This window comes from Rhodococcus sp. 15-2388-1-1a, from assembly GCF_002259145.1.
Taxonomy (GTDB): domain Bacteria; phylum Actinomycetota; class Actinomycetes; order Mycobacteriales; family Mycobacteriaceae; genus Rhodococcoides.
This window is the reverse complement of sequence record NZ_NPFP01000046.1, coordinates 137,830-156,091: the sequence shown is the minus strand read 5'-3', so window position 1 is coordinate 156,091 and position 18,262 is coordinate 137,830. Positions and strand designations below refer to the sequence as shown.

Below are 18,262 nucleotides of genomic sequence, written 5' to 3'. Positions count from 1 at the left end.
GCTCGCATTGCGGGGTGCGCCGAGATTCAGCTACTCAAAACAGCCTGCATACCGGGAGCGAGGACATCGGACAGGTCGGTCCACGGCACGGTGATCGTGACGAGGCCGATGCTGTAGGAACCCACCTGGTAGTCCCCGAAGTGAATCTTCATTCCCTCCGGCGATGCGGTCCAGTTCGCGAAGTTGGCCACCGTCGGCTCGATACCCGAGCGCTCGAAACTCTCGCCTGCGCTGGTGGTCGGAAGAATTGCCGCTGCTCGGTCCGACAGCCGGGCCAGGCCTGCGTCGAGATCGGTGAAAGCATCACCGAGGGAGATCGGCTGTGCGGTGTCGGCGTCGATCGTCACGGTCGCAATCAGTGAATTACCGTGCGCTCCTGGCGGCACGGCGATCCAACCGGTGATCTGTTCGGCACTGATCACGCGCCGCCCGACGTAGGTCGTACCCGTCGAGTAGCCGTCGCTGAGGACGAAGTCGTTCCCGTAGTCACCATCGATCTGATCCTGGAGCGCGGCGCGCATCGACTCGTTGAACTCCGCCGTCACGGCGGGATTCCCGCCACTGAGCTGCGGAATCGCGACGTCGTAGGTCGCACGCACGGTTGATCCGGTGACTCGAGTGCTGCCGACGACGTACGGCTCGGCGTTACTCGAGGTAGTGGTCGGCGTCGTGGACGTCGGCTCGTCTCGCTCGGTGGTGACAGTGACTTCCGTAGTCGTCGGTGCCGACGCCGGCGTGGCAGTTCCCGAGGTGGAGCAGCCCGTCAAGGCCGCGGTCACGGCCACTGCGGCGACCATCGAGCGGATACGAGTCATGCCCGACCCTAACCACAAACCCGACGGGTATGACCGAGAATCGGGTGCAGCCGACCGCGCTGAGCGCGGCTGGTTGCACCCGATTCGAACGCAAAAACGCCCGACCCCGCGGAGCGGAGTCGGGCGTTTTCAGTACAACAAGGGACTCAGAAGTCCATGCCGCCCATGCCACCGGTCGGATCGCCTGCGGGCGCTCCGGCCTTCTCGGGCTTGTCGGCGACGACGGCCTCGGTGGTGAGGAACAGAGCCGCGATGGACGCTGCGTTCTGCAGTGCCGAGCGGGTGACCTTGACCGGGTCGTTGATGCCTGCAGCGAGCAGGTCCTCGTACTCGTTGGTCGCGGCGTTGAGGCCGTGACCTGCGGGCAGGTTGGAGACCTTGTCCGCAACGACGCCGGGCTCGAGGCCGGCGTTGAATGCGATCTGCTTGAGCGGGGCGGACAGTGCGACGCGAACGATGTTCACGCCGGTTGCCTCGTCACCGTCGAGCTTGAGGTTGTCGAGTGCGGGCGCTGCCTGGAGCAGTGCCACGCCGCCACCGGCGACGATGCCTTCTTCGACGGCTGCCTTGGCGTTACGCACGGCATCTTCGATGCGGTGCTTGCGCTCCTTGAGCTCGACCTCGGTTGCCGCTCCGGCCTTGATGACTGCAACGCCACCGGCCAGCTTGGCCAGGCGCTCCTGCAGCTTCTCGCGGTCGTAGTCGGAATCGGAGTTCTCGATCTCGGCGCGGATCTGGTTGACGCGACCGGCGATGGCGTCGGAATCTCCCGAGCCCTCGACGATGGTGGTCTCGTCCTTGGTGATGACGACCTTGCGTGCCTGACCGAGCAGCTCGAGTCCGGCGGTCTCCAGGGAGAGGCCGACCTCTTCGCTGATGACCTCGCCACCGGTGAGGATGGCGATGTCGGCGAGCTGCGCCTTGCGACGGTCACCGAATCCGGGAGCCTTGACGGCGACGGACTTGAAGGTGCCACGGATCTTGTTCACCACGAGGGTGGAGAGAGCTTCGCCCTCGACGTCCTCGGCGATGATGACGAGCGGCTTGCCGGACTGGATGACCTTCTCCAGCAGGGGCAGCAGGTCCTTGACGGTGCTGATCTTGGAGCTGACGAGCAGGATGTACGCGTCTTCGAGGACGGCTTCCTGGCGCTCTGCATCGGTGGCGAAGTACGCCGAGATGTAGCCCTTGTCGAAGCGCATGCCCTCGGTGAGCTCGAGCTGCAGGCCGAAGGTGTTGGACTCCTCGACCGTGATGACGCCTTCCTTGCCGACCTTGTCCATTGCCTCGGCGATGAGCTCGCCGATGGACGGGTCGCCTGCGGAGATGCCAGCGGTAGCAGCGATCTGCTCCTTGGTGTCGATCTCCTTGGCGGACGCGAGCAGCGACTCGGTGACGGCTGCAACAGCCTTCTCGATGCCGCGCTTGAGGCCGAGCGGGTTCGCGCCGGCTGCGACGTTGCGCAGGCCTTCACGGACGAGTGCCTGAGCGAGAACGGTAGCGGTGGTGGTGCCGTCGCCTGCGACGTCGTCGGTCTTCTTGGCGACCTCCTTGACGAGCTCGGCACCGATCTTCTCGTAGGGATCTTCGAGCTCGATCTCCTTGGCGATGGAAACACCATCGTTGGTGATCGTGGGAGCTCCCCACTTCTTCTCGAGTACGACGTTGCGACCCTTGGGGCCCAACGTCACCTTTACTGCGTCGGCGAGGGCATTGAGGCCTCGCTCGAGGCCACGGCGTGCCTCTTCGTCGAACGCGATGATCTTGGCCATTGCGAAGTGATCCTCCGGATTGGGGGTGACACATTGCTGGCCGAGCTCGGTGCCCGCGACGGACGACCAGGGGTGTCGTTGATTCCCCGGCCTCACCGTGTCCCGACCTGGCACTCACGTGTCGAGAGTGCCAACTGCATTTCTAGCACTCGACCATGGCGAGTGCAAGGTCGACCACTGGTACCGACCGAGGGGTGAACCACCACGACACCCATTCCCGACGCCACCGCCCGAAGCATGCCTCGAGCAGATGCTCGACCGAGACGCCATTCGTCACGCACTGTTCACACCAGTACGCGTTGTTAACATCCGAATACTGTGCATCGAACCATCGACGCCAATACCGTTGAGTGACAACAGCTTCGACGCCAAAAAATTCGGACAAAACCCTACAAATCCGACAGTAAGGATCGAAACATGTCCGATACGGTCGACACTTCGTACGACAACTCGGCGATGGACCACGAGGAAGAGGGCTACCACAAGGGCCTCAAACCTCGTCAGTTGCAGATGATCGCGATCGGCGGTGCCATCGGCACCGGCCTGTTCCTCGGAGCGGGCGGACGACTCGCCAGTGCCGGGCCCGGCCTCTTCCTCGCCTACGCCCTCTGTGGAATCTTCGTCTTCTTCATCCTCCGCGCACTCGGCGAGCTGGTGCTGCACCGCCCGTCCTCGGGCAGCTTCGTCTCGTACGCACGCGAGTTCTTCGGCGAGAAGGCAGCGTTCGTCGCGGGCTGGATGTACTTCCTGAACTGGGCGATGACGGCCATCGTCGACGTGACGGCCATCGCGACGTACATGCACTACTGGGGCAGCTTCGAGGTGATCCCGCAGTGGGTCATCGCGTTGATCGCCCTCGTCATCGTCATGAGCCTGAACCTCGTGTCGGTCAAGTGGTTCGGTGAGATGGAGTTCTGGGCGGCGATCATCAAGGTCATCGCGTTGGTGACGTTCCTGATCGTGGGCGTGGTGTTCCTCGCGGGCCGCATCCCCGTCGGTACCCAGATGCCGGGCATCAGTCTCATCACCGACAACGGCGGCTTGTTCCCGTCGGGCGCGTGGCCGTTGGTCATCGTCATCTCGGGTGTTGTTTTCGCCTATGCCGCAGTGGAATTGGTGGGTACCGCCGCCGGTGAGACCGAGAACCCGGAGAAGATCATGCCGCGGGCGATCAACTCGGTCATCGCACGTATCGCTCTGTTCTACGTCGGCTCGCTCGTACTGCTCGCATTGTTGATGCCGTACACCGCGTACCAGTCCGGTACCTCCCCGTTCGTGACGTTCTTCTCGAGCATCGGCCTCGGCGGCGCGGGCACCATCATGAACATCGTGGTGCTCACGGCGGCACTGTCTTCCCTGAACGCCGGGCTGTACTCGACCGGCCGCATCCTGCGGTCGATGGCGATGAACGGCAGTGCGCCGGACTTCACCAAGAAGATGACCAAGGGCGGAGTGCCGTTCGGCGGCATTCTGCTCACCTGTTTCATCACGCTGTTCGGTGTCGCGCTCAACGCCATCGCCCCCGGCGAGGCGTTCGAGATCGTGCTGAACATGTCTGCACTGGGCATCATCGCCAGCTGGGCCACCATCGTGTTGTGCCAGATCCAGCTGTACCGCTGGTCCAAGAAGGGCATCGTGGAGCGGCCCAAGTTCCGCCTGTTCGGAGCGCCGTACACCAGCTACGCGACGCTGGTGTTCCTGTTCGGCGTGCTGGTGCTGATGGCCTTCGACGCCCCGATCGGCTCGTGGACCATCGCCACTCTTGTTGTCATCATCCCGGCACTGATCGGCGGCTGGTTCCTGGTGCGCACCAAGGTGCTCACCGTCGCCGAGGAACGCCTCGGCTACACCGGCCAGTACCCGGTGGTGGCCAACCGCCCGACCGAACCGGAGGAGTAGCCCCACGCGTGACGGGGCCCGAGGACCGGTGCCCCGTCACGCGGCCGCTGCGGCGTTGTTGATCAGCTGCACCACCGCACGCGGATCCTCCACCGTCAGAATCAGCCGCTGATACTCCTGCTGGTCGAGTTCGATGACGATCGTGTCGGCACTGCCGGTGACGTTGTAGAACGTCTTGACGCCGTCGCGGTGGAACGTGCCCGCGGTCTTTCCCGGCAGTCCGAGCCCCGGCGCTCGAATCCCTTTGGGCTCCTTGCTCGCTCCCGGGTCGTGGGTAGCACCGCGTACGTGCGCGAGGGGGATCTCGAGACGACGGGTGAACGACCACAGCTTGTCCAGTCCCCTCGGTTCGACGATCAGGGTGCCGTCGACCACCGTCACGGAATTCATTGGCGTTCTCCTTCGATTGCGGCGTTCGGGTCGATACGTGCCCGCCCCAGCAGACGTTCACCGAGCACCTGGGCAATGTTCTCGACGCCACTGTCGAGCAGTGTGCCGGAGCATATTTCGCGGACATGGTCGTCGAACGGTGCGAGTTCGAGCAATGCGACGAGCACTAGGTCCACATCCCACTCGGTCCGAGACAACGCAGCGAGGAACAATCCTCGCTTGCTGCCGAACGCCTGGTAGAGACTGCCGCGATGCAGTCCCGTGGCACGCAGCAGATCGTCCAGGGACGTTCCCTCGTAACCGTTGGATCGAAACTGCTCGGCGGCAGACGCGACGACGGTCGCCTCGTCGAAGCTTCTGGTTCGTCCCATGCATCGAGGATGGCAGATTGATGACCGATCAGTCAAGAACGATCGGTCAAGAAAATTTGAGCCAGCGCGACCTCGTGAACGGCGACCGCCGCGGCGGCGGTTCCGGAACTCCTGCGGCCACCGCTGCCGCCACCGCGTCGCTGAGTGCGACGCAGGTCTCGAAACGATCCGACGGATCCTTCGCCAACGCCCGCGCGACCACCGCGTCGAGCCCCCGCGGCAACGAGCGTCGACGACGGGTCACCGACGGCGGCTCGGCCGTGAGATGCGCTGCGGTGATGGCCAACGGCGTGGCCAGCGGATACGGCGTCCGGCCGGTCGCCAGTTCGACGAGCGTCGCCCCCAGCCCGTAGACGTCGGTCTGCGCACTCAACACTCCCCCGCGAAGCAGTTCCGGTGCCGCGTACGGGATGGATGCCAGCACCGTCCCGCCTGCAGCGAGCGGGGTCGAATCACCCAGCAGGCGCGCAATTCCCCAGTCCGACAACAACACCTGCTCGTAACCGTCGATTCGCTCGGTGGAGATGAGGATGTTCGCGGGCTTGACGTCCCGATGCACGACGCCCTGCGAGTGGGCGTAGTCGAGCCCTTTGGCCACCTCCGCGACGATGCGCGCCACCCGGGAGACGTCGAGCGCGATCTGGCCGCGGGCGACGAGCCGCGCGGCGCTGTAGCCGTCCACGTAGTGCATGGACATCCACAGTTGGTGCTCGAACTCACCGTGCTCGTGCACCGACACGATGTTCGGGTGCACCAATTGGGTGGCGACGGTCGCTTCCATCCGAAACTTGTTGCGCAACCTCGGCGATCGCGACGCCTCCCGGTCCAGGATCTTGAGGGCCTCGAGCCGGTCGTGGCCGCGCCCGAGAACCAGATACACCTCGCTCATACCGCCGACCCCGAGGCGGCGCTGGACCCGAAAGCCGGCGAACTCCGAACCCGGCTGCAATCGACTGGTCACCGAATCACCTGCCGCACAACATTGTTCACGCCGCGAAATACGGGGGGTGACACAACCGGACATGTCCGCAGCATCGGCAGAACTGTAGTCCGTTCGACCGTTCGGGGCGACTCGGCAGAAACCACACGTTCGCCCGTTTCCCAGTTCGGCAGCCCTCACACGTTTCGTCACCTGCACCGATGTCGTTTATGGTGATTACCGGTACTTGACCGAAACAAGAGAAAAAGAACGGCAAACCGATAGTGGTCAGCCGATTACGGTGACTCGAGTTGTAAGGAAGTCAAGTAAGTGAAAGCAATAAAAGAAGCCTGGGGCGGCCTGCTCAAACCGGTTTTCGTCCCCGCATCGATCATCATCTTCGTGATGATCGCCTTCTCCGTGGTCTACGCGAGCACGGCGGCGGATTCGTTCGAGAAACTGAACGAGGCCATCACCGCAGGCGTCGGCTGGTGGTACATCCTGGCCGCCACCGGTTTTGTGCTGTTCGCCCTGTACTGCGGATTGAGCCGAGTGGGCAACATCCGCCTCGGCCGAGACGACGAGAAGCCCGAGTTCGGCGTCCTGTCCTGGTTCGCCATGCTGTTCAGTGCCGGCATGGGCATCGGCCTGGTGTTCTACGGCGTCGCCGAGCCGCTCTCGCACTACGTGACGCCGCCCGAAGCCGGTGGCATCCCCGGCAGCACCGACGCCTCCGCGCGTCAGGCGATGGAACTCACACTGTTCCACTGGGGCCTGCACGCCTGGGCGATCTACGTCGTCGTCGGACTCGGCATGGCGTACATGACCTACCGCAAGGGTCGTCCGCTGACCGTCCGCTGGTTGCTCGAGCCGCTGCTCGGCCGCAAGCGCATCGAGGGTCCGATCGGTCACACCATCGACACCGTCGCCATCGTGGGCACCCTGTTCGGCGTCGCGACCTCGCTCGGGTTCGGCGTCCAGCAGATCTCGGCCGGGCTGGAGTATCTCGGCTGGGTCGAGACCACCAACTGGTTCGTCATCGTGCTCATTGCCGCGATCACCGGCATCGCCACCTTCTCTGTGGTCAGTGGCGTCTCCAAGGGTCTGAAGTGGCTCTCCAACATCAACATGGGCCTCGCGGCTGCGCTGGCCCTGTTCGTACTGCTCCTGGGTCCGACGCTGTTCCTGATGCAGTCCTGGGTGCAGAACCTCGGCGGCTACGTTCAGGCGCTGCCCGAGCTGGCGCTGCGCACCTCACCGTTCTCCGACGACGGGTGGGCCGGCGGCTGGACCATCTTCTACTGGGGTTGGTGGATGAGCTGGGCACCGTTCGTCGGCATGTTCATCGCGCGCATCTCCCGTGGCCGCACCATTCGTGAATTCGTGTTCGGCGTGCTGCTGGCTCCGACCATCGTCGGGTCGCTGTGGTTCACCATCTTCGGCGACACCGGCATCCTCCGGCAGCGCAACGAGGGAGATCTGCTCGACGCCGAGGGCGCGGTGAACACCAACACCAGCCTGTTCCAGGTGCTCGACGGCCTCCCGATCGCCGCGATCACCAGCGTCATCGCCATCGCGGTCATCGTGTTCTTCTTCGTGACGTCCTCGGACTCGGGATCGTTGGTCATCGACATTCTCTCGACCGGCGGCGAACTGGAAACGCCGAAGATCACCCGGGTCTACTGGGCCGTACTGCAAGGCATCGCGGCGGCAGTGCTGCTGCTCGTCGGTGGAACGAGTTCACTGACGGCGTTGCAGACGATGTCGATAGCCACGGCCGTGCCGTTCTCGGTGGTGCTGGTACTCGCCTGTGTGTCGATGCTCAAGGCTTTCCGCTACGACGTCGCCACCACACCGCGGTACGTACGCGTGACCACCACCTCGGACGTCGCAGGCGACGAACCGACGGTTGCCACGCCTGCCGCGCCTCGAAAGCGAGCGACGGCCGGGATCTCGAGTACGTTCTCCGGACTGGCACCCTCACGGGAGGGACTGACATCCTCGCGCTCCGACGGAAGCGTCGTACTCGCGGTGCACGAGGTCTCCACCGAACAGCTCGAGGTTCATCCCGAGACCGGTGCAGTCGAATACTCCGGAGACAACGCTCCGGTCGACCCACTCGGCGGCGAAGTGTTCGACACTCAGGAGTTCGCCGACTCGGCCGAGGGGCAGAAAGACAGCAACCACCCCGGCTGACCCGTCTCCACCACACTCTGACCCTCGCGAGCCTCTCGCGGGGGTCAGAGGTTTTTCGAGGACCACTCGGTCAGCGCCTGCAGTGACGGCAGCAGCGCCTCGCCGGATCGCGTGAGGCTGTATTCCACCGAGATGGGCGGCCCGTCGTCGACGGTGCGCGCCACCAGCCCTGCCTTGGCGAGTTCTCCGAGTCGCTCGGACAACACCGAATCACTGATACCACCGACGGCACGACGCAGGTCCGAGAATCCCATCGGCCCGTTCATCAGCGTCGCAAGAAGAATTCCGTTCCACCTCTTGCCGAGGAAGCCGAAGGCTTTCGTCAGCGCTCCGTCGCAGGCACGCGGATCATCGATCTCTCCATTCGTTGCCATGGCTCCACCCTACCGAGGGTGCTACAGTCCGACTCGCTGCTTCTGAATTACTAGTGGCCTCAGAAATGAAAGCGGGACTCATGTTCATCGCAACCGTCATCGTCTCGGTGTTGCTCGCCGTGGCACTCACGTTCTCCGCTATCGGGAAACTGACGAAGAACCCATCCGTCGTCCCGATGCTCGAGCAGGTCGGCGTTCCCGCCGAGAAGATTCCGTGGCTCGCCTACGCGGAACTACTCGGAGCCGTCGGCCTCCTGGTCGGCCTGTACGTCTGGCCCATCGGCGTCGCCGCTGCCGTCGGCGTCATCCTCTACTTCGTCGGTGCCGTCGCCGCGCACGTGCGGATCAAGGACAAGGAATTCGCACCGGCCGCAGGCCTGGCCGTGTTCGCCGTCGTCGCGCTCGTCCTACGGGTGCTCAGCGCCTGACCAGTCGTAGTCCATCTGGCCCGCGGTGGCGAGAGCGTGATCCGCTCCCGCCCACCGCGCGACCAGATGCAACGCCAGATCCAGACCGGCACTGATTCCGGCGGACGTCGCCAGATCACCGTGGTCGACGTACCGAACACCCTCGTGCACGGTGAGCGCAGGCCATCGTTCCCGTAGCAATTCCAGGTCTTCCCAGTGCGTGGTGACGGGTCGAGCATCGAGCAGTCCCGCCGCCGCCAGTACGAAAGCACCCGTGCACACCGAGGCCACCAACTCGGCGTCGGACCGAAGTCGCTTCAACCACTGCAGAACCCGGCTGTCGGCCGAGACCGCATCGACGACACCGCCCGGCACCACGACGACGTCGTATCCCCGCGGATCGTCGATCGTGGTGTCGACGCCGATCCTCATTCCGCCCCGAGCAACGACCGCCCTGTCGTCGATTCCGACGAGCGTCACCTCGAAAGGCGCTGCGCCACCGGCGCGTTCGGCCACCCGATTGGCAACCGAGAACACCTCGAACGGACCGCACGCGTCGAGTACCTCGACATCGTCGAACAAGAGAATTGCAACGCTTCTACTCATGACCTGGCCTTCAGCTGCTCGTGGTCGACACGATGACGGGCACCATCACCGCGGCCATCACCGCGGCGTTCACATCCGAGACGGCCTTGCGCACAGCCGCGCCGGCCCACTCTCCTTCGGCGATCTGCTTCGCACGGTGCTTCAGCTGCTTCTTGTCCGCGTCCACGATCACCTTGTGCGTCAGATCGACCGCCGAGATCAACGAGATCAACGCGGCCGTGTGGGGCGACGGCGTCGTCCCGTCGACCAGCGCGCTGCGCAGGGCATCTCGCAACACCTTCTCGTGCGAGGTGTCACGAGCAGGCCACGTCGTCGTCGGGAACAATCCCCACACCTTGTCCTTCTTCTCGGTCACGAAGCCCTGTGCGACGAGACGCGCAGCCAGTTCCTTCGCCACATTCTTCTGCGATTTCTCGATCACCTTCTGGGGCTTCATCGGCCGCGACGCCGACGCGACCAGATCGAACACCCGACGCAACGCCGGGTCACTCGGAGCTTCGGTCGTGGAGCCTGCGACGACCACATGATCCTTCTTGATCTCCTCGTCGGGACCGGTGATGCGCAGCGATCCGCTCATCGCGAGCTCGACCACCAACGCACCCGCCAGTACCCGCGGCAACTTCGTGCTGTCGGCCAGCGGCTTGCCCGAGTCGTCGTCGAGCAACAACAGCAGCAGGTCCTCCGCGATCAAGGTCATGACGCGAGGTTACCCAGTATGTACGGGTAGTTGTATGCCACCAGTTGCTCGAGAATCGCTATGTCCACATCGGCGAGCTTGTTCACGTACAGGCAACCTGCGCCTCGCTTGTGCTTTCCCACCTGTTCGAGCAGAGAATCCGATTCCGGGGCGTACGTCGTGCCGTACAGCGACAGACTCGCCTTTCGCGGAGAGAACCCGACGACAAAACACTCGCCCCGACGACCACTGTCCGTGGCGTACCGGTAGGAACCGAAACCCACCATCGTCGGCCCCCACATCACTGCCGGCTCCCCGGTCACCCGACCCATCATCTCCGCAAGAACGAGACCGTCCGCACGGCGAACCGGGTGCTCCACGGCCGCCAGGAAATCCGCGGCCGACACCTCGGTGGGTCGCGTCAGGTTCGCGTTCAATTGATCAGGCTCTGCCAGTTCGACGGCACCCGCTCACGCGGACCGGGAACCGTCTGATCGAGTGGATGATGTTGCGGTGGGGCCAATTCCGGCCCGTCGTACATCTGCTCGTCGGCGTAGTTGTAGAACCAGTCCTCGCCGGGCTCGTAGCTCCGCACGAACTGGTGCCGGGTGGACTCGGCGTGTTTGCTGGCGTGCTGGGAGGGCGAGGAATCACAACACCCGATGTGCCCGCACTGAGCACACCGCCGCAGATGCACCCACCAACCCTGCGTCTGCGTGCACTCCACACACCCCGGTCCCGACGGTGGTACCTGCGGATCGATGCCTTCGATGGTCATGATGCCTCCTCTGTCGCCGGGTTGACGGGTAGCCGCACGATGAATCGCGTGTCACCGGGTTCGGACACCACTCGCAGCTCACCCTGATGCTTGTTCACCACGATGCGCCACGAGATGTCCAGGCCGAGACCGGTGCCTTCGCCGACCGGCTTGGTGGTGAAGAACGGCTCGAAAATGCGCGACCGAATCTCCTGCGGCACACCGGGTCCGGTATCGCAGATCTCGATCTGAACCTGATCCTCGTCCAAGAACGTCCGCACCGTCAGTGTGCCCCTCGCCTTCTCAGTCGTTCCTGCAGGCTGCACTCCTGATCCCATCGCCTGCACGGCATTGTCGATCAGATTGGTCCACACCTGGTTCAGTTCGGCTGCATAGGCCGGGATGGGCGGCACCGCGGGGTCGTAGTCCTTGACCACCGTGATGTCGTCACCGATGTTGCGGCCCAACATGATCAGCGTGCTGTCGAGCAGTTTGCGCACATCCACCGTTCGGTACGGCGCACGATCCATCTGCGAATACTGCTTCGCGGCACCGACGAGCGTGGAGATCCGGGTGGTCGAATCTGCGATCTCGTTCATCAGCAACTCGGTTTCGACGGTGTAGTTGAGCCACCGGATCGCACCCTCGAGCATCGTCGGATCGTCGACCGTCGCCGCGACCCGGTCGAGCCACGGAACATCGAGACCGGCCGAGACGAACGTCGGAGCCAGATCCCAACCGTCGCCGATGCCCTTGTCCTCGAACCATTCTCCGAGTTCGTCCTCGCGGTCCGACGCCTCCATCGCGGTCAGCTTCGGAGCCTTGGCCACCAGCTCCACGGCCTCGTTCTGCAGTCCGACCAGATGCGCCATGCTGCCGCGATCGAGAGTGCCACCGGCGATCATCGCCAACTTCTGCCGCATGTGCGCCACCCGATCACGCAACGCCGATGTCGCCCGCACCGCAGCCGCCGCCGGATTGTTCAGCTCGTGCGTCAACCCGGCCGACAGAGAACCCAACGCCAACAAGCGTTCTCGCTGTTCGACTATCTGCTTGGTGTTCTGATTGCCGAAGAACAATCCCTCGAGCAGATGCAACGCCATCGGGAACCACTCCCGCACGATGGACGCGAAGCACTCGGCGTCGAGCACGAAGAACCGGGAGCGTTCGGTCACCCGCATCGAACCCTGGTACGTCTGCGGCACCCGATCACCCAGGTACGCCTGCCACGCACCCGCGTACACCCCGCGCTGCGAGGTGCGATTGACCACCAGATCCTCCCCGCCCGAGAGCTTCGAGAGCACCACGGCTCCGTCCATCAGAACGTAGAAGCACGTCGCCGGATCACCCTCCGCATACACCGGCCCCGGCTCGATCGTTTCGATGCGCCCGTCTCGACAGAGCTCCGCCAACTGTGCGTCGGTGAGCTGCTCGAACAGGAACAGCGTCCGCAATTCGTCCGGATCACATATGGGTGTATTCACGGGTTCGCCAGATATCTGTGCACCAGCATCACGGCCATCGCTCCCTCTCCCACTGCCGACGCGACGCGTTTGGCCGAGTCGGACCGTACGTCACCGGCAGCGAACACACCGGGCACACTCGTCTCGAGGTGATGCGGGAGGCGAGTGGGCGTCCACCCGGCAGGCCCACGCCCGTCGACGACGAGATCCGGCCCGGTGACCACAAATCCATGGTCGTCCCTCACGAGCACCCCGTCGAGCCACTCGGTGCGCGGTGCCGCCCCGATGAACAGGAACAGATACTGCGCGTCGACGGTCGCGGTCTCGTCGGTTGCCCGGTTGCGCAGCGTGATCGACTCGAGGTGACCGTCGCCCGACACACCCACGACCTCGGTGCACGGCCGAACGCTGATCTTCGGATTCTCTTCGATCTGTTTGATGAGGTAGTACGACATCGACGCTTCGAGGGAAGACGCCCTGATCAGAATGGTCACCGACTTGGCCCCGCGCGAGAGATACACCGCCGCCTGGCCCGCCGAGTTCGCGCCGCCCACGATGTAGACGTCCTGCTCGGCGCACCGCGCCGCCTCGGTCATCGCCGACCCGTAGAACACGCCTCGGCCGGTGAAGTCGTCGATTCCGGGTGCGTCCAGCCGGCGATAGGCGACACCGGTGGACAGGATGATCGTCTGCGCACTGATGCTGCGGCCGTCGGCGAACCGAACGGTTCTCGCGGCACCGTTGGTTTCCAGACCGACGACGTCCTGGGTGGTGACCACCTCGGCACCGAACTTCAACGCCTGCCGCCGAGCCCGCTCGGCGAGCTGCGCGCCCGACACCCCGTCGGGAAAGCCCAGGTAGTTCTCGATTCGCGAACTCTGACCGGCCTGACCGCCGGTGGCGGTCCGTTCGATCAGGGTCGTCCGCAGGCCCTCCGAGGCACCGTAGAGCGCAGCTCCGAGTCCCGCCGGTCCGCCGCCGATGACGACCAGGTCGTAGAACTCCTCGGACGGAGACACCGTCAACCCGAGCCGATTGCCCAGCTCGGCATCGGACGGTTCGATCAACGCATCGCCCTCGGTGGTGATGACCACCGGCAAGCGGCTTCCGTCCACACCGGCGGCCGCCAGCAGCCGTGCACCCTCGGACTCGTCGGACATGTACCAGCGATACGGCAGCTGATTGCGAGCGAGAAACTCACGGATCTCCGACGAGCGCGCGGACCAACGATGGCCGATGATCTTGGTGTCCTCGACGGCCCGGTGGTCGTACGCACACCAGGCCTCGAGTTGGGCGTCGAGCACGGGGTAGAGCTTTTCCTCGGGCGGATCCCACGGCTTGAGCAGGTAGTAGTCGAGGTCGATGACATTGATCGCGTCGATCGCAGCGTCGGTGTCCGCGTATGCGGTGAGAAGGATGCGACGGGCCGTCGGGAAGATGTCCATGGCCTGCTCGAGAAATTCCATGCCGCTCATCTGCGGCATGCGGTAGTCGGCCAACAGAATGGCGACCGGGGTGCCGCGCAGCGCGAGTTCCTTCAGGGCGTCGAGCGCCCCGGCACCGGACTCCGCGCGCACGATGCGGTACTGCTCCCCATAGCGACGACGCAGATCGCGGGCGACCGATCTCGACACTCCGGGATCGTCGTCGACGCTGAGAATGACCGGTTTCATGACCCTCCAGGACTGGTGCTCGTCAACCCTTCGAGCATGCCACCACCGGGCCGGTTATGGGAGGCCAGTGGTGGCGTCGAGCCTGGGAACAGCGGGGTCAGATTCGGCCGCGTCGAATCAGATCGATTTCTTGCGGGGTGAGCAGCCGCTCGAGCTTCTCGGCCGGCCAGGTACGCGGGCTGCCACTCATCCTGGCGGTCTTCAACAGGGGCAGATCACTGCTGGTACGACGCATTATCGACTGTAATTTCACGGTGGATCACTCCGAACAATTTCTTCGTTGGTCCCGACACTCCGCTTGCTACATCGATCAGTGTCCGCCCGGTGTTAACGCCGCGGTGGGATCTCGTGCGGCGTTTTGCCGCGCGAGACAGTTTCCTCGGCCTACGGTCGGGGTAAACGGCTGCCCAATCTACTGATCGGGGAACGTTCGTGAACACGTCGGGAAATTCTGTGGCCAGTTCCGTGCAGAACAACGGAGCATTCGAAAAAGCGGCGCGAGGCGGCCACTTCGTCAGTGGAGTGCTGCACATCCTCATCGGCTACATCGCCATCCGGTTGGCGTTCGGTCAGGCAGGCAACGCAGACCAGTCCGGTGCACTCGCCGAGCTGGCCGAGAAGCCGGGCGGAAAGATCGCGCTCTGGGTGGCGGTGGTCGCCTTCGTGGCGCTGGCACTGTGGCGCATCGTCGAAGCCATCGTCGGCAAGAAATCCGACGCCGACGCCGGGAGTGCGATGGACCGCCTCAAAGCGGCCGCGCTGGCCGTCGTCTACATCGCGTTCGCGTTCTCGACCTACGGTTTCGCCACCGGCTCGGGCAAGTCCAGCGGACAACAGAACGCCGGCTGGTCCGCGCGACTGATGGAATCGGGCGGCGGCAAGCTCGTGCTCATCGCCATCGCGCTCGTGGTCATCGGAGTCGGTGGATATCACGTCTACAAGGGCGTTTCGAAGAACTTCCTCGACGATCTCGAAGGGCACCAGAGCGGGGCCGTCGTCAAACTCGGCATCGCCGGATACGCCGCCAAGGGCACTGCCCTGGTCGGAGCCGGACTCCTCGTCGTGGTGGCCGTTCTGCAATCCGATCCGTCGAAGGCCACCGGCATCGACGGTGCTCTCAAGACCCTCGGCTCGCAGCCCTACGGACAGGTTCTGCTGATCCTCGCCGGAGTGGGCATCGCGCTCTACGGGCTCTACGCGTTCGTCCTGGCTCGCTTCGCTCGCATGTGAGCGGGAGTGGAGCCTGCGGAACGACCTAATTGAGCGGGAGTGGAGCCTGCTGCGAGTTATCACTCACCTGCCTGGTCAATTGTGTCCGTTGACACATAGGATGCGCACGATTGAGTGTGACAGTCAGTTGCATTTACTTCACTACCTGGAGGCCCACGTTGAGCAAGACCCTCGAAGCCACGATCGACATCGCCGCGAGCCCCGAGACCGTGTGGTCCATCGTCTCGGACCTGCAGCGCATGGGTGAGTGGAGCCCGCAGTGCAAGAAGATGAAGGTCTTCGGCGGACCGGTCGGCAAGGGCACCAAGACGCTCAACATCAATCGCAAGGGGATGCTCGTCTGGCCGACCACCTCCAAGGTCGTCACCTTCGAGCCCAACCGACAACTCGCTTTCCGCGTCGTCGAGAACAAGACGATCTGGTCCTACACCCTCACCCCCACCGCGACCGGAACGACCGTCGTCGAGAAGCGGGAAGCCCCCAGCGGCACGTCGGCAGTGTCGTCGCTGTTGGTCAAGCGGGTCCTCGGCGGGATCGACGAGTTCGACGTCGAGTTGATCGACGGTATGAACAAGACTCTGCGTCGCATCAAGACGGAAAGTGAAAAGTCGAGCTAGAAATTACTTTTCTCAGGAATGTTTCAGGTTCGTTTCCCATGGGCATCCGTCGTTTCGACAAGCAACAGAATCGAAACGGAAAGTGGGGGCACCCTATGTTGGGACTCGGATTTGTAGGCTGGATCATCATCGGCGGACTGGCCGGCTGGATCGGTAGCAAGATCATGAAGACGGATGCTCAGATGGGCATCATCCTGAACATCGTCGTCGGCATCGTCGGCGGCCTCCTGGGCGGCTTCCTGCTCAGCACCTTCCTCGACGTCGAGGGCGGCGGAATCATCTTCAGCTTCATCACCTGCCTCATCGGCGCGTGCATCCTGCTGTTCCTGGTCAAGCTCGTGACGGGCCGCAGCCGCGTCTGATCGACTCGCACCTCTCGCCTGCCGGGGCACCTCACGTACGCTGTGAGGGCCTCGGCAGTCGTGCGTTCGACGCATGATTCGCTTTCAGCACCATGAACTGCCAGCACCCGTTATTGCCGACAAGTACAGTCGCCGACAGTTAGAGGAGACCGTGGCACGCCGTCCCGCCCCGATTGGTCAACCGCCCCGCACCGGAGTGGCTCACATCGTCGATTTGGTTCGTGAAACGGTTCCACCGCTACACCCCGCCGGCCTGCCGTTCGTCGGCGGTCCGCTCGCCGTCGCAGTTCTCGGCCGCCGCTCCAAGTGGGTCCGCAACGCCGGTCTCGTCGCCGCCGGAGCCTGCGCCACCTTCTTCCGCCACCCGTCGCGAGTGCCGCCGAATCGCCCCGGCGTCGTCGTCGCTCCCGCCGACGGTCTGGTCACGCTCGTCGACACCGCCGTGCCGCCTGCCGAGCTCGATCTGGGCTCGCAGCCGGTCCCGCGCGTGAGCATTTTCCTCTCGGTTCTCGACGTCCACGTGCAGCGCGTTCCCGTTGCCGGTCGAGTGGTCGAGGTCGTACACCGCCGTGGCCAGTTCAAATCCGCGGACCTGGCCGAGGCCAGCGAGGTCAACGAGCGCAACAGCATGCACATCAGGACCGACTCGGGACACGACGTCGCTGTCGTGCAGATCGCCGGCCTCATCGCTCGACGCATCATCAACAACGCGAAGGTCGGCGACGCACTGTCGATCGGCGACACCTACGGCCTGATCCGATTCGGGTCCCGCGTGGACACCTACTTCCCCGCAGGCACCACACTGCTGGTCGAACGCGGCCAACGTGCGGTCGGTGCCGAGACGGTCCTCGCCGAGCTTCCGCAGTAGAAGCCGACATGATCACCAGACGCGCCAAGCCGCCCGCTGCCATCCGTCTGCTGCCGTCCGTCGTCACGATCCTCGCGTTGTGCTCCGGCCTGTCCGCGGTCAAGTTCGCTCTCGACGGCCAGCTCGGCACCGCGCTCGCCATGATCGGTGCCGCGGCGATCCTCGACGCGTTGGACGGTCGCATCGCCCGATTGCTCGACGCCACCAGCAAGATCGGTGCCGAACTGGACTCGCTGTCCGACGCCATCTCGTTCGGTGTGGCCCCGGCACTGGTGCTGTACGTGACGCTGCTCGAGGGCAGCAGCGGCGGCTGGATCGTGGCGTTGGTCTACGCGGTGAGCATCGTGCTCCGCCTCGCGCGCTTCAACACTCTGCTCGACGAGGACGACACTCCTGCCTACGCGCGCGAGTACTTCACCGGAGTTCCCGCCCCCGCCGGAGCGCTGATCGCCATGGCACCGATCGCGGGCTTCGAGCAATTCGGTGACGGCTGGTGGGCCTCGTTCTACGTCGTTGCCGGTTGGGCGATCCTCACCGCCGGTCTGATCGTCAGCCGCATCCCCACGTTGGCGCTCAAGACCGTCTCGGTGCCGCCGCGGCTGGCCGCGATCCTGCTGGTGCTGGTTGCGCTGCTCGCTGCCGCGCTCATCACCTTCCCGCTGATTCTGCTGATGGGCTTGGTGCTGGCCTACCTGGTGCACATCCCGTTCGCGGTGCGCTCGCAGCGTTGGACTGCCGCGCGTCCGTACACGTGGGACGCCAAGCCGGCCGAGCGCCGCGCCGAGCGTCGGGCCATCCGCCGCGCGCCGGGTAACAATCGGCGGTCGCAGGCTCGTCTGGGACTGCGTCGACCTCGCAGTTAGTGTC

General features: G+C 64.3%; 21 protein-coding genes. 8 read left to right on the top strand and 13 right to left on the bottom strand.

The annotated features are described in order from the left end of the window. Positions 1-26 precede the first annotated feature (26 nt). Together CH302_RS25600 and groL are read right to left on the bottom strand one after the other, a co-directional pair. Positions 27-815: an RsiV family protein gene (locus tag CH302_RS25600; RefSeq protein WP_052047260.1), complete on the bottom strand. Its 789-nt coding sequence runs from the start codon at positions 813-815 to the stop codon at positions 27-29. A gap of 146 nt (positions 816-961) precedes the next feature. Then, a complete protein-coding gene (gene groL, locus CH302_RS25595; RefSeq protein ID WP_008713461.1) occupies positions 962-2,587 on the bottom strand; it encodes a chaperonin GroEL in 1,626 nt (541 codons plus the stop codon). 417 nt (positions 2,588-3,004) lie between these two features. Between groL and CH302_RS25590 the strand changes: the two genes are divergently transcribed. Beyond that, positions 3,005-4,486, top strand: a complete 1,482-nt coding sequence (locus tag CH302_RS25590) for an amino acid permease (protein WP_037186771.1) — start codon at positions 3,005-3,007, stop codon at positions 4,484-4,486. 36 nt (positions 4,487-4,522) lie between these two features. Here CH302_RS25590 and CH302_RS25585 read toward each other — a convergent pair whose 3' ends face one another. The 3 genes from CH302_RS25585 to CH302_RS25575 are packed head-to-tail and all read right to left on the bottom strand — an operon-like array spanning position 4,523 to position 6,208. Continuing rightward, the gene (locus CH302_RS25585; RefSeq protein ID WP_037186769.1) at positions 4,523-4,876 is read right to left on the bottom strand and encodes a PH domain-containing protein; all 354 of its coding nucleotides are present in this window, start codon (positions 4,874-4,876) and stop codon (positions 4,523-4,525) included. Next, positions 4,873-5,247, bottom strand: coding sequence for a TetR/AcrR family transcriptional regulator (locus tag CH302_RS25580; protein WP_052047259.1), 375 nt, complete (start codon positions 5,245-5,247; stop codon positions 4,873-4,875). The genes CH302_RS25585 and CH302_RS25580 overlap by 4 nt, the downstream gene beginning before the upstream one ends. 46 nt (positions 5,248-5,293) lie before the next feature. Beyond that, entirely contained in the window at positions 5,294-6,208 is a 915-nt protein-coding gene (locus CH302_RS25575) for a serine/threonine-protein kinase (RefSeq protein WP_037186766.1), read from the bottom strand. Between the two features lie 288 nt (positions 6,209-6,496). Here CH302_RS25575 and CH302_RS25570 point away from each other — a divergent pair, with 288 nt between their 5' ends. Next, on the top strand, positions 6,497-8,362 hold the full coding sequence (locus tag CH302_RS25570) for a BCCT family transporter (protein ID WP_037186764.1): 1,866 nt from the start codon (positions 6,497-6,499) through the stop codon (positions 8,360-8,362). Positions 8,363-8,406: 44 nt separating this feature from the next. On the opposite strand, the gene CH302_RS25565 is transcribed toward CH302_RS25570, so the two are convergent. After that, a complete protein-coding gene (locus CH302_RS25565; protein WP_037186762.1) occupies positions 8,407-8,736 on the bottom strand; it encodes a winged helix-turn-helix transcriptional regulator in 330 nt (109 codons plus the stop codon). A gap of 80 nt (positions 8,737-8,816) precedes the next feature. Between CH302_RS25565 and CH302_RS25560 the strand changes: the two genes are divergently transcribed. Further along, positions 8,817-9,164, top strand: a complete 348-nt coding sequence (locus CH302_RS25560) for a DoxX family protein (RefSeq protein WP_037188589.1) — start codon at positions 8,817-8,819, stop codon at positions 9,162-9,164. Here the strand turns inward: CH302_RS25560 and CH302_RS25555 are convergent. The 7 genes from CH302_RS25555 to CH302_RS30290 form a co-directional block, all read right to left on the bottom strand. Then, positions 9,144-9,749 carry a DJ-1/PfpI family protein gene (locus tag CH302_RS25555; protein ID WP_037186760.1) on the bottom strand — a complete coding sequence of 202 codons (606 nt, stop codon included), beginning with the start codon at positions 9,747-9,749 and terminating at the stop codon, positions 9,144-9,146. The two genes, CH302_RS25560 and CH302_RS25555, sit on opposite strands and share 21 nt — an antisense overlap. Before the next feature lie 10 nt (positions 9,750-9,759). Then, positions 9,760-10,446 carry a GOLPH3/VPS74 family protein gene (locus CH302_RS25550; protein WP_037186757.1) on the bottom strand — a complete coding sequence of 229 codons (687 nt, stop codon included), beginning with the start codon at positions 10,444-10,446 and terminating at the stop codon, positions 9,760-9,762. Beyond that, on the bottom strand, positions 10,443-10,862 hold the full coding sequence (locus tag CH302_RS25545) for a DUF1801 domain-containing protein (RefSeq protein ID WP_037186755.1): 420 nt from the start codon (positions 10,860-10,862) through the stop codon (positions 10,443-10,445). The genes CH302_RS25550 and CH302_RS25545 overlap by 4 nt, the downstream gene beginning before the upstream one ends. Next, positions 10,859-11,203 carry a UBP-type zinc finger domain-containing protein gene (locus CH302_RS25540; RefSeq protein WP_037186753.1) on the bottom strand — a complete coding sequence of 115 codons (345 nt, stop codon included), beginning with the start codon at positions 11,201-11,203 and terminating at the stop codon, positions 10,859-10,861. Before CH302_RS25540 ends, CH302_RS25545 begins: the two co-directional genes overlap by 4 nt. Beyond that, on the bottom strand, positions 11,200-12,666 hold the full coding sequence (locus CH302_RS25535; RefSeq protein ID WP_037186751.1) for an ATP-binding protein: 1,467 nt from the start codon (positions 12,664-12,666) through the stop codon (positions 11,200-11,202). Before CH302_RS25535 ends, CH302_RS25540 begins: the two co-directional genes overlap by 4 nt. Further along, the gene (locus CH302_RS25530) at positions 12,663-14,318 is read right to left on the bottom strand and encodes an FAD-dependent oxidoreductase (protein WP_037186746.1); all 1,656 of its coding nucleotides are present in this window, start codon (positions 14,316-14,318) and stop codon (positions 12,663-12,665) included. The genes CH302_RS25535 and CH302_RS25530 overlap by 4 nt, the downstream gene beginning before the upstream one ends. A gap of 97 nt (positions 14,319-14,415) precedes the next feature. Further along, positions 14,416-14,553, bottom strand: coding sequence for a hypothetical protein (locus CH302_RS30290; protein WP_155288428.1), 138 nt, complete (start codon positions 14,551-14,553; stop codon positions 14,416-14,418). Positions 14,554-14,750: 197 nt separating this feature from the next. On the opposite strand from CH302_RS30290, the gene CH302_RS25525 reads away from it, so the two are divergent. The 5 genes from CH302_RS25525 (at position 14,751) to pssA (ending at position 18,258) form a co-directional block, all read left to right on the top strand. Then, the gene (locus CH302_RS25525) at positions 14,751-15,548 is read left to right on the top strand and encodes a DUF1206 domain-containing protein (protein WP_037186744.1); all 798 of its coding nucleotides are present in this window, start codon (positions 14,751-14,753) and stop codon (positions 15,546-15,548) included. A 158-nt stretch (positions 15,549-15,706) separates the two neighbouring features. Then, positions 15,707-16,165 carry an SRPBCC family protein gene (locus CH302_RS25520; RefSeq protein ID WP_037186742.1) on the top strand — a complete coding sequence of 153 codons (459 nt, stop codon included), beginning with the start codon at positions 15,707-15,709 and terminating at the stop codon, positions 16,163-16,165. Between the two features lie 95 nt (positions 16,166-16,260). Further along, on the top strand, positions 16,261-16,527 hold the full coding sequence (locus CH302_RS25515; RefSeq protein ID WP_037186738.1) for a GlsB/YeaQ/YmgE family stress response membrane protein: 267 nt from the start codon (positions 16,261-16,263) through the stop codon (positions 16,525-16,527). A gap of 151 nt (positions 16,528-16,678) precedes the next feature. After that, on the top strand, positions 16,679-17,395 hold the full coding sequence (locus tag CH302_RS25510) for a phosphatidylserine decarboxylase (RefSeq protein ID WP_037188588.1): 717 nt from the start codon (positions 16,679-16,681) through the stop codon (positions 17,393-17,395). Positions 17,396-17,403: 8 nt separating this feature from the next. Beyond that, entirely contained in the window at positions 17,404-18,258 is an 855-nt protein-coding gene (pssA, locus tag CH302_RS25505; protein WP_037186737.1) for a CDP-diacylglycerol--serine O-phosphatidyltransferase, read from the top strand. The last annotated feature ends 4 nt before the right edge of the window (positions 18,259-18,262 follow it).

What these genes read in the sequence shown, in the direction of transcription:
- CH302_RS25600 (WP_052047260.1), bottom strand. Translation starts at nt 815, where the DNA reads ATGACTCGTATCCGCTCGATGGTCGCCGCAGTGGCCGTGACCGCGGCC.
- groL (WP_008713461.1), bottom strand. Translation starts at nt 2,587, where the DNA reads ATGGCCAAGATCATCGCGTTCGACGAAGAGGCACGCCGTGGCCTCGAG.
- CH302_RS25590 (WP_037186771.1), top strand. Translation starts at nt 3,005, where the DNA reads ATGTCCGATACGGTCGACACTTCGTACGACAACTCGGCGATGGACCAC.
- CH302_RS25585 (WP_037186769.1), bottom strand. Translation starts at nt 4,876, where the DNA reads ATGAATTCCGTGACGGTGGTCGACGGCACCCTGATCGTCGAACCGAGG.
- CH302_RS25580 (WP_052047259.1), bottom strand. Translation starts at nt 5,247, where the DNA reads ATGGGACGAACCAGAAGCTTCGACGAGGCGACCGTCGTCGCGTCTGCC.
- CH302_RS25565 (WP_037186762.1), bottom strand. Translation starts at nt 8,736, where the DNA reads ATGGCAACGAATGGAGAGATCGATGATCCGCGTGCCTGCGACGGAGCG.
- CH302_RS25560 (WP_037188589.1), top strand. Translation starts at nt 8,817, where the DNA reads ATGTTCATCGCAACCGTCATCGTCTCGGTGTTGCTCGCCGTGGCACTC.
- CH302_RS25555 (WP_037186760.1), bottom strand. Translation starts at nt 9,749, where the DNA reads ATGAGTAGAAGCGTTGCAATTCTCTTGTTCGACGATGTCGAGGTACTC.
- CH302_RS25550 (WP_037186757.1), bottom strand. Translation starts at nt 10,446, where the DNA reads ATGACCTTGATCGCGGAGGACCTGCTGCTGTTGTTGCTCGACGACGAC.
- CH302_RS25540 (WP_037186753.1), bottom strand. Translation starts at nt 11,203, where the DNA reads ATGACCATCGAAGGCATCGATCCGCAGGTACCACCGTCGGGACCGGGG.
- CH302_RS25530 (WP_037186746.1), bottom strand. Translation starts at nt 14,318, where the DNA reads ATGAAACCGGTCATTCTCAGCGTCGACGACGATCCCGGAGTGTCGAGA.
- CH302_RS30290 (WP_155288428.1), bottom strand. Translation starts at nt 14,553, where the DNA reads ATGCGTCGTACCAGCAGTGATCTGCCCCTGTTGAAGACCGCCAGGATG.
- CH302_RS25515 (WP_037186738.1), top strand. Translation starts at nt 16,261, where the DNA reads ATGTTGGGACTCGGATTTGTAGGCTGGATCATCATCGGCGGACTGGCC.
- pssA (WP_037186737.1), top strand. Translation starts at nt 17,404, where the DNA reads ATGATCACCAGACGCGCCAAGCCGCCCGCTGCCATCCGTCTGCTGCCG.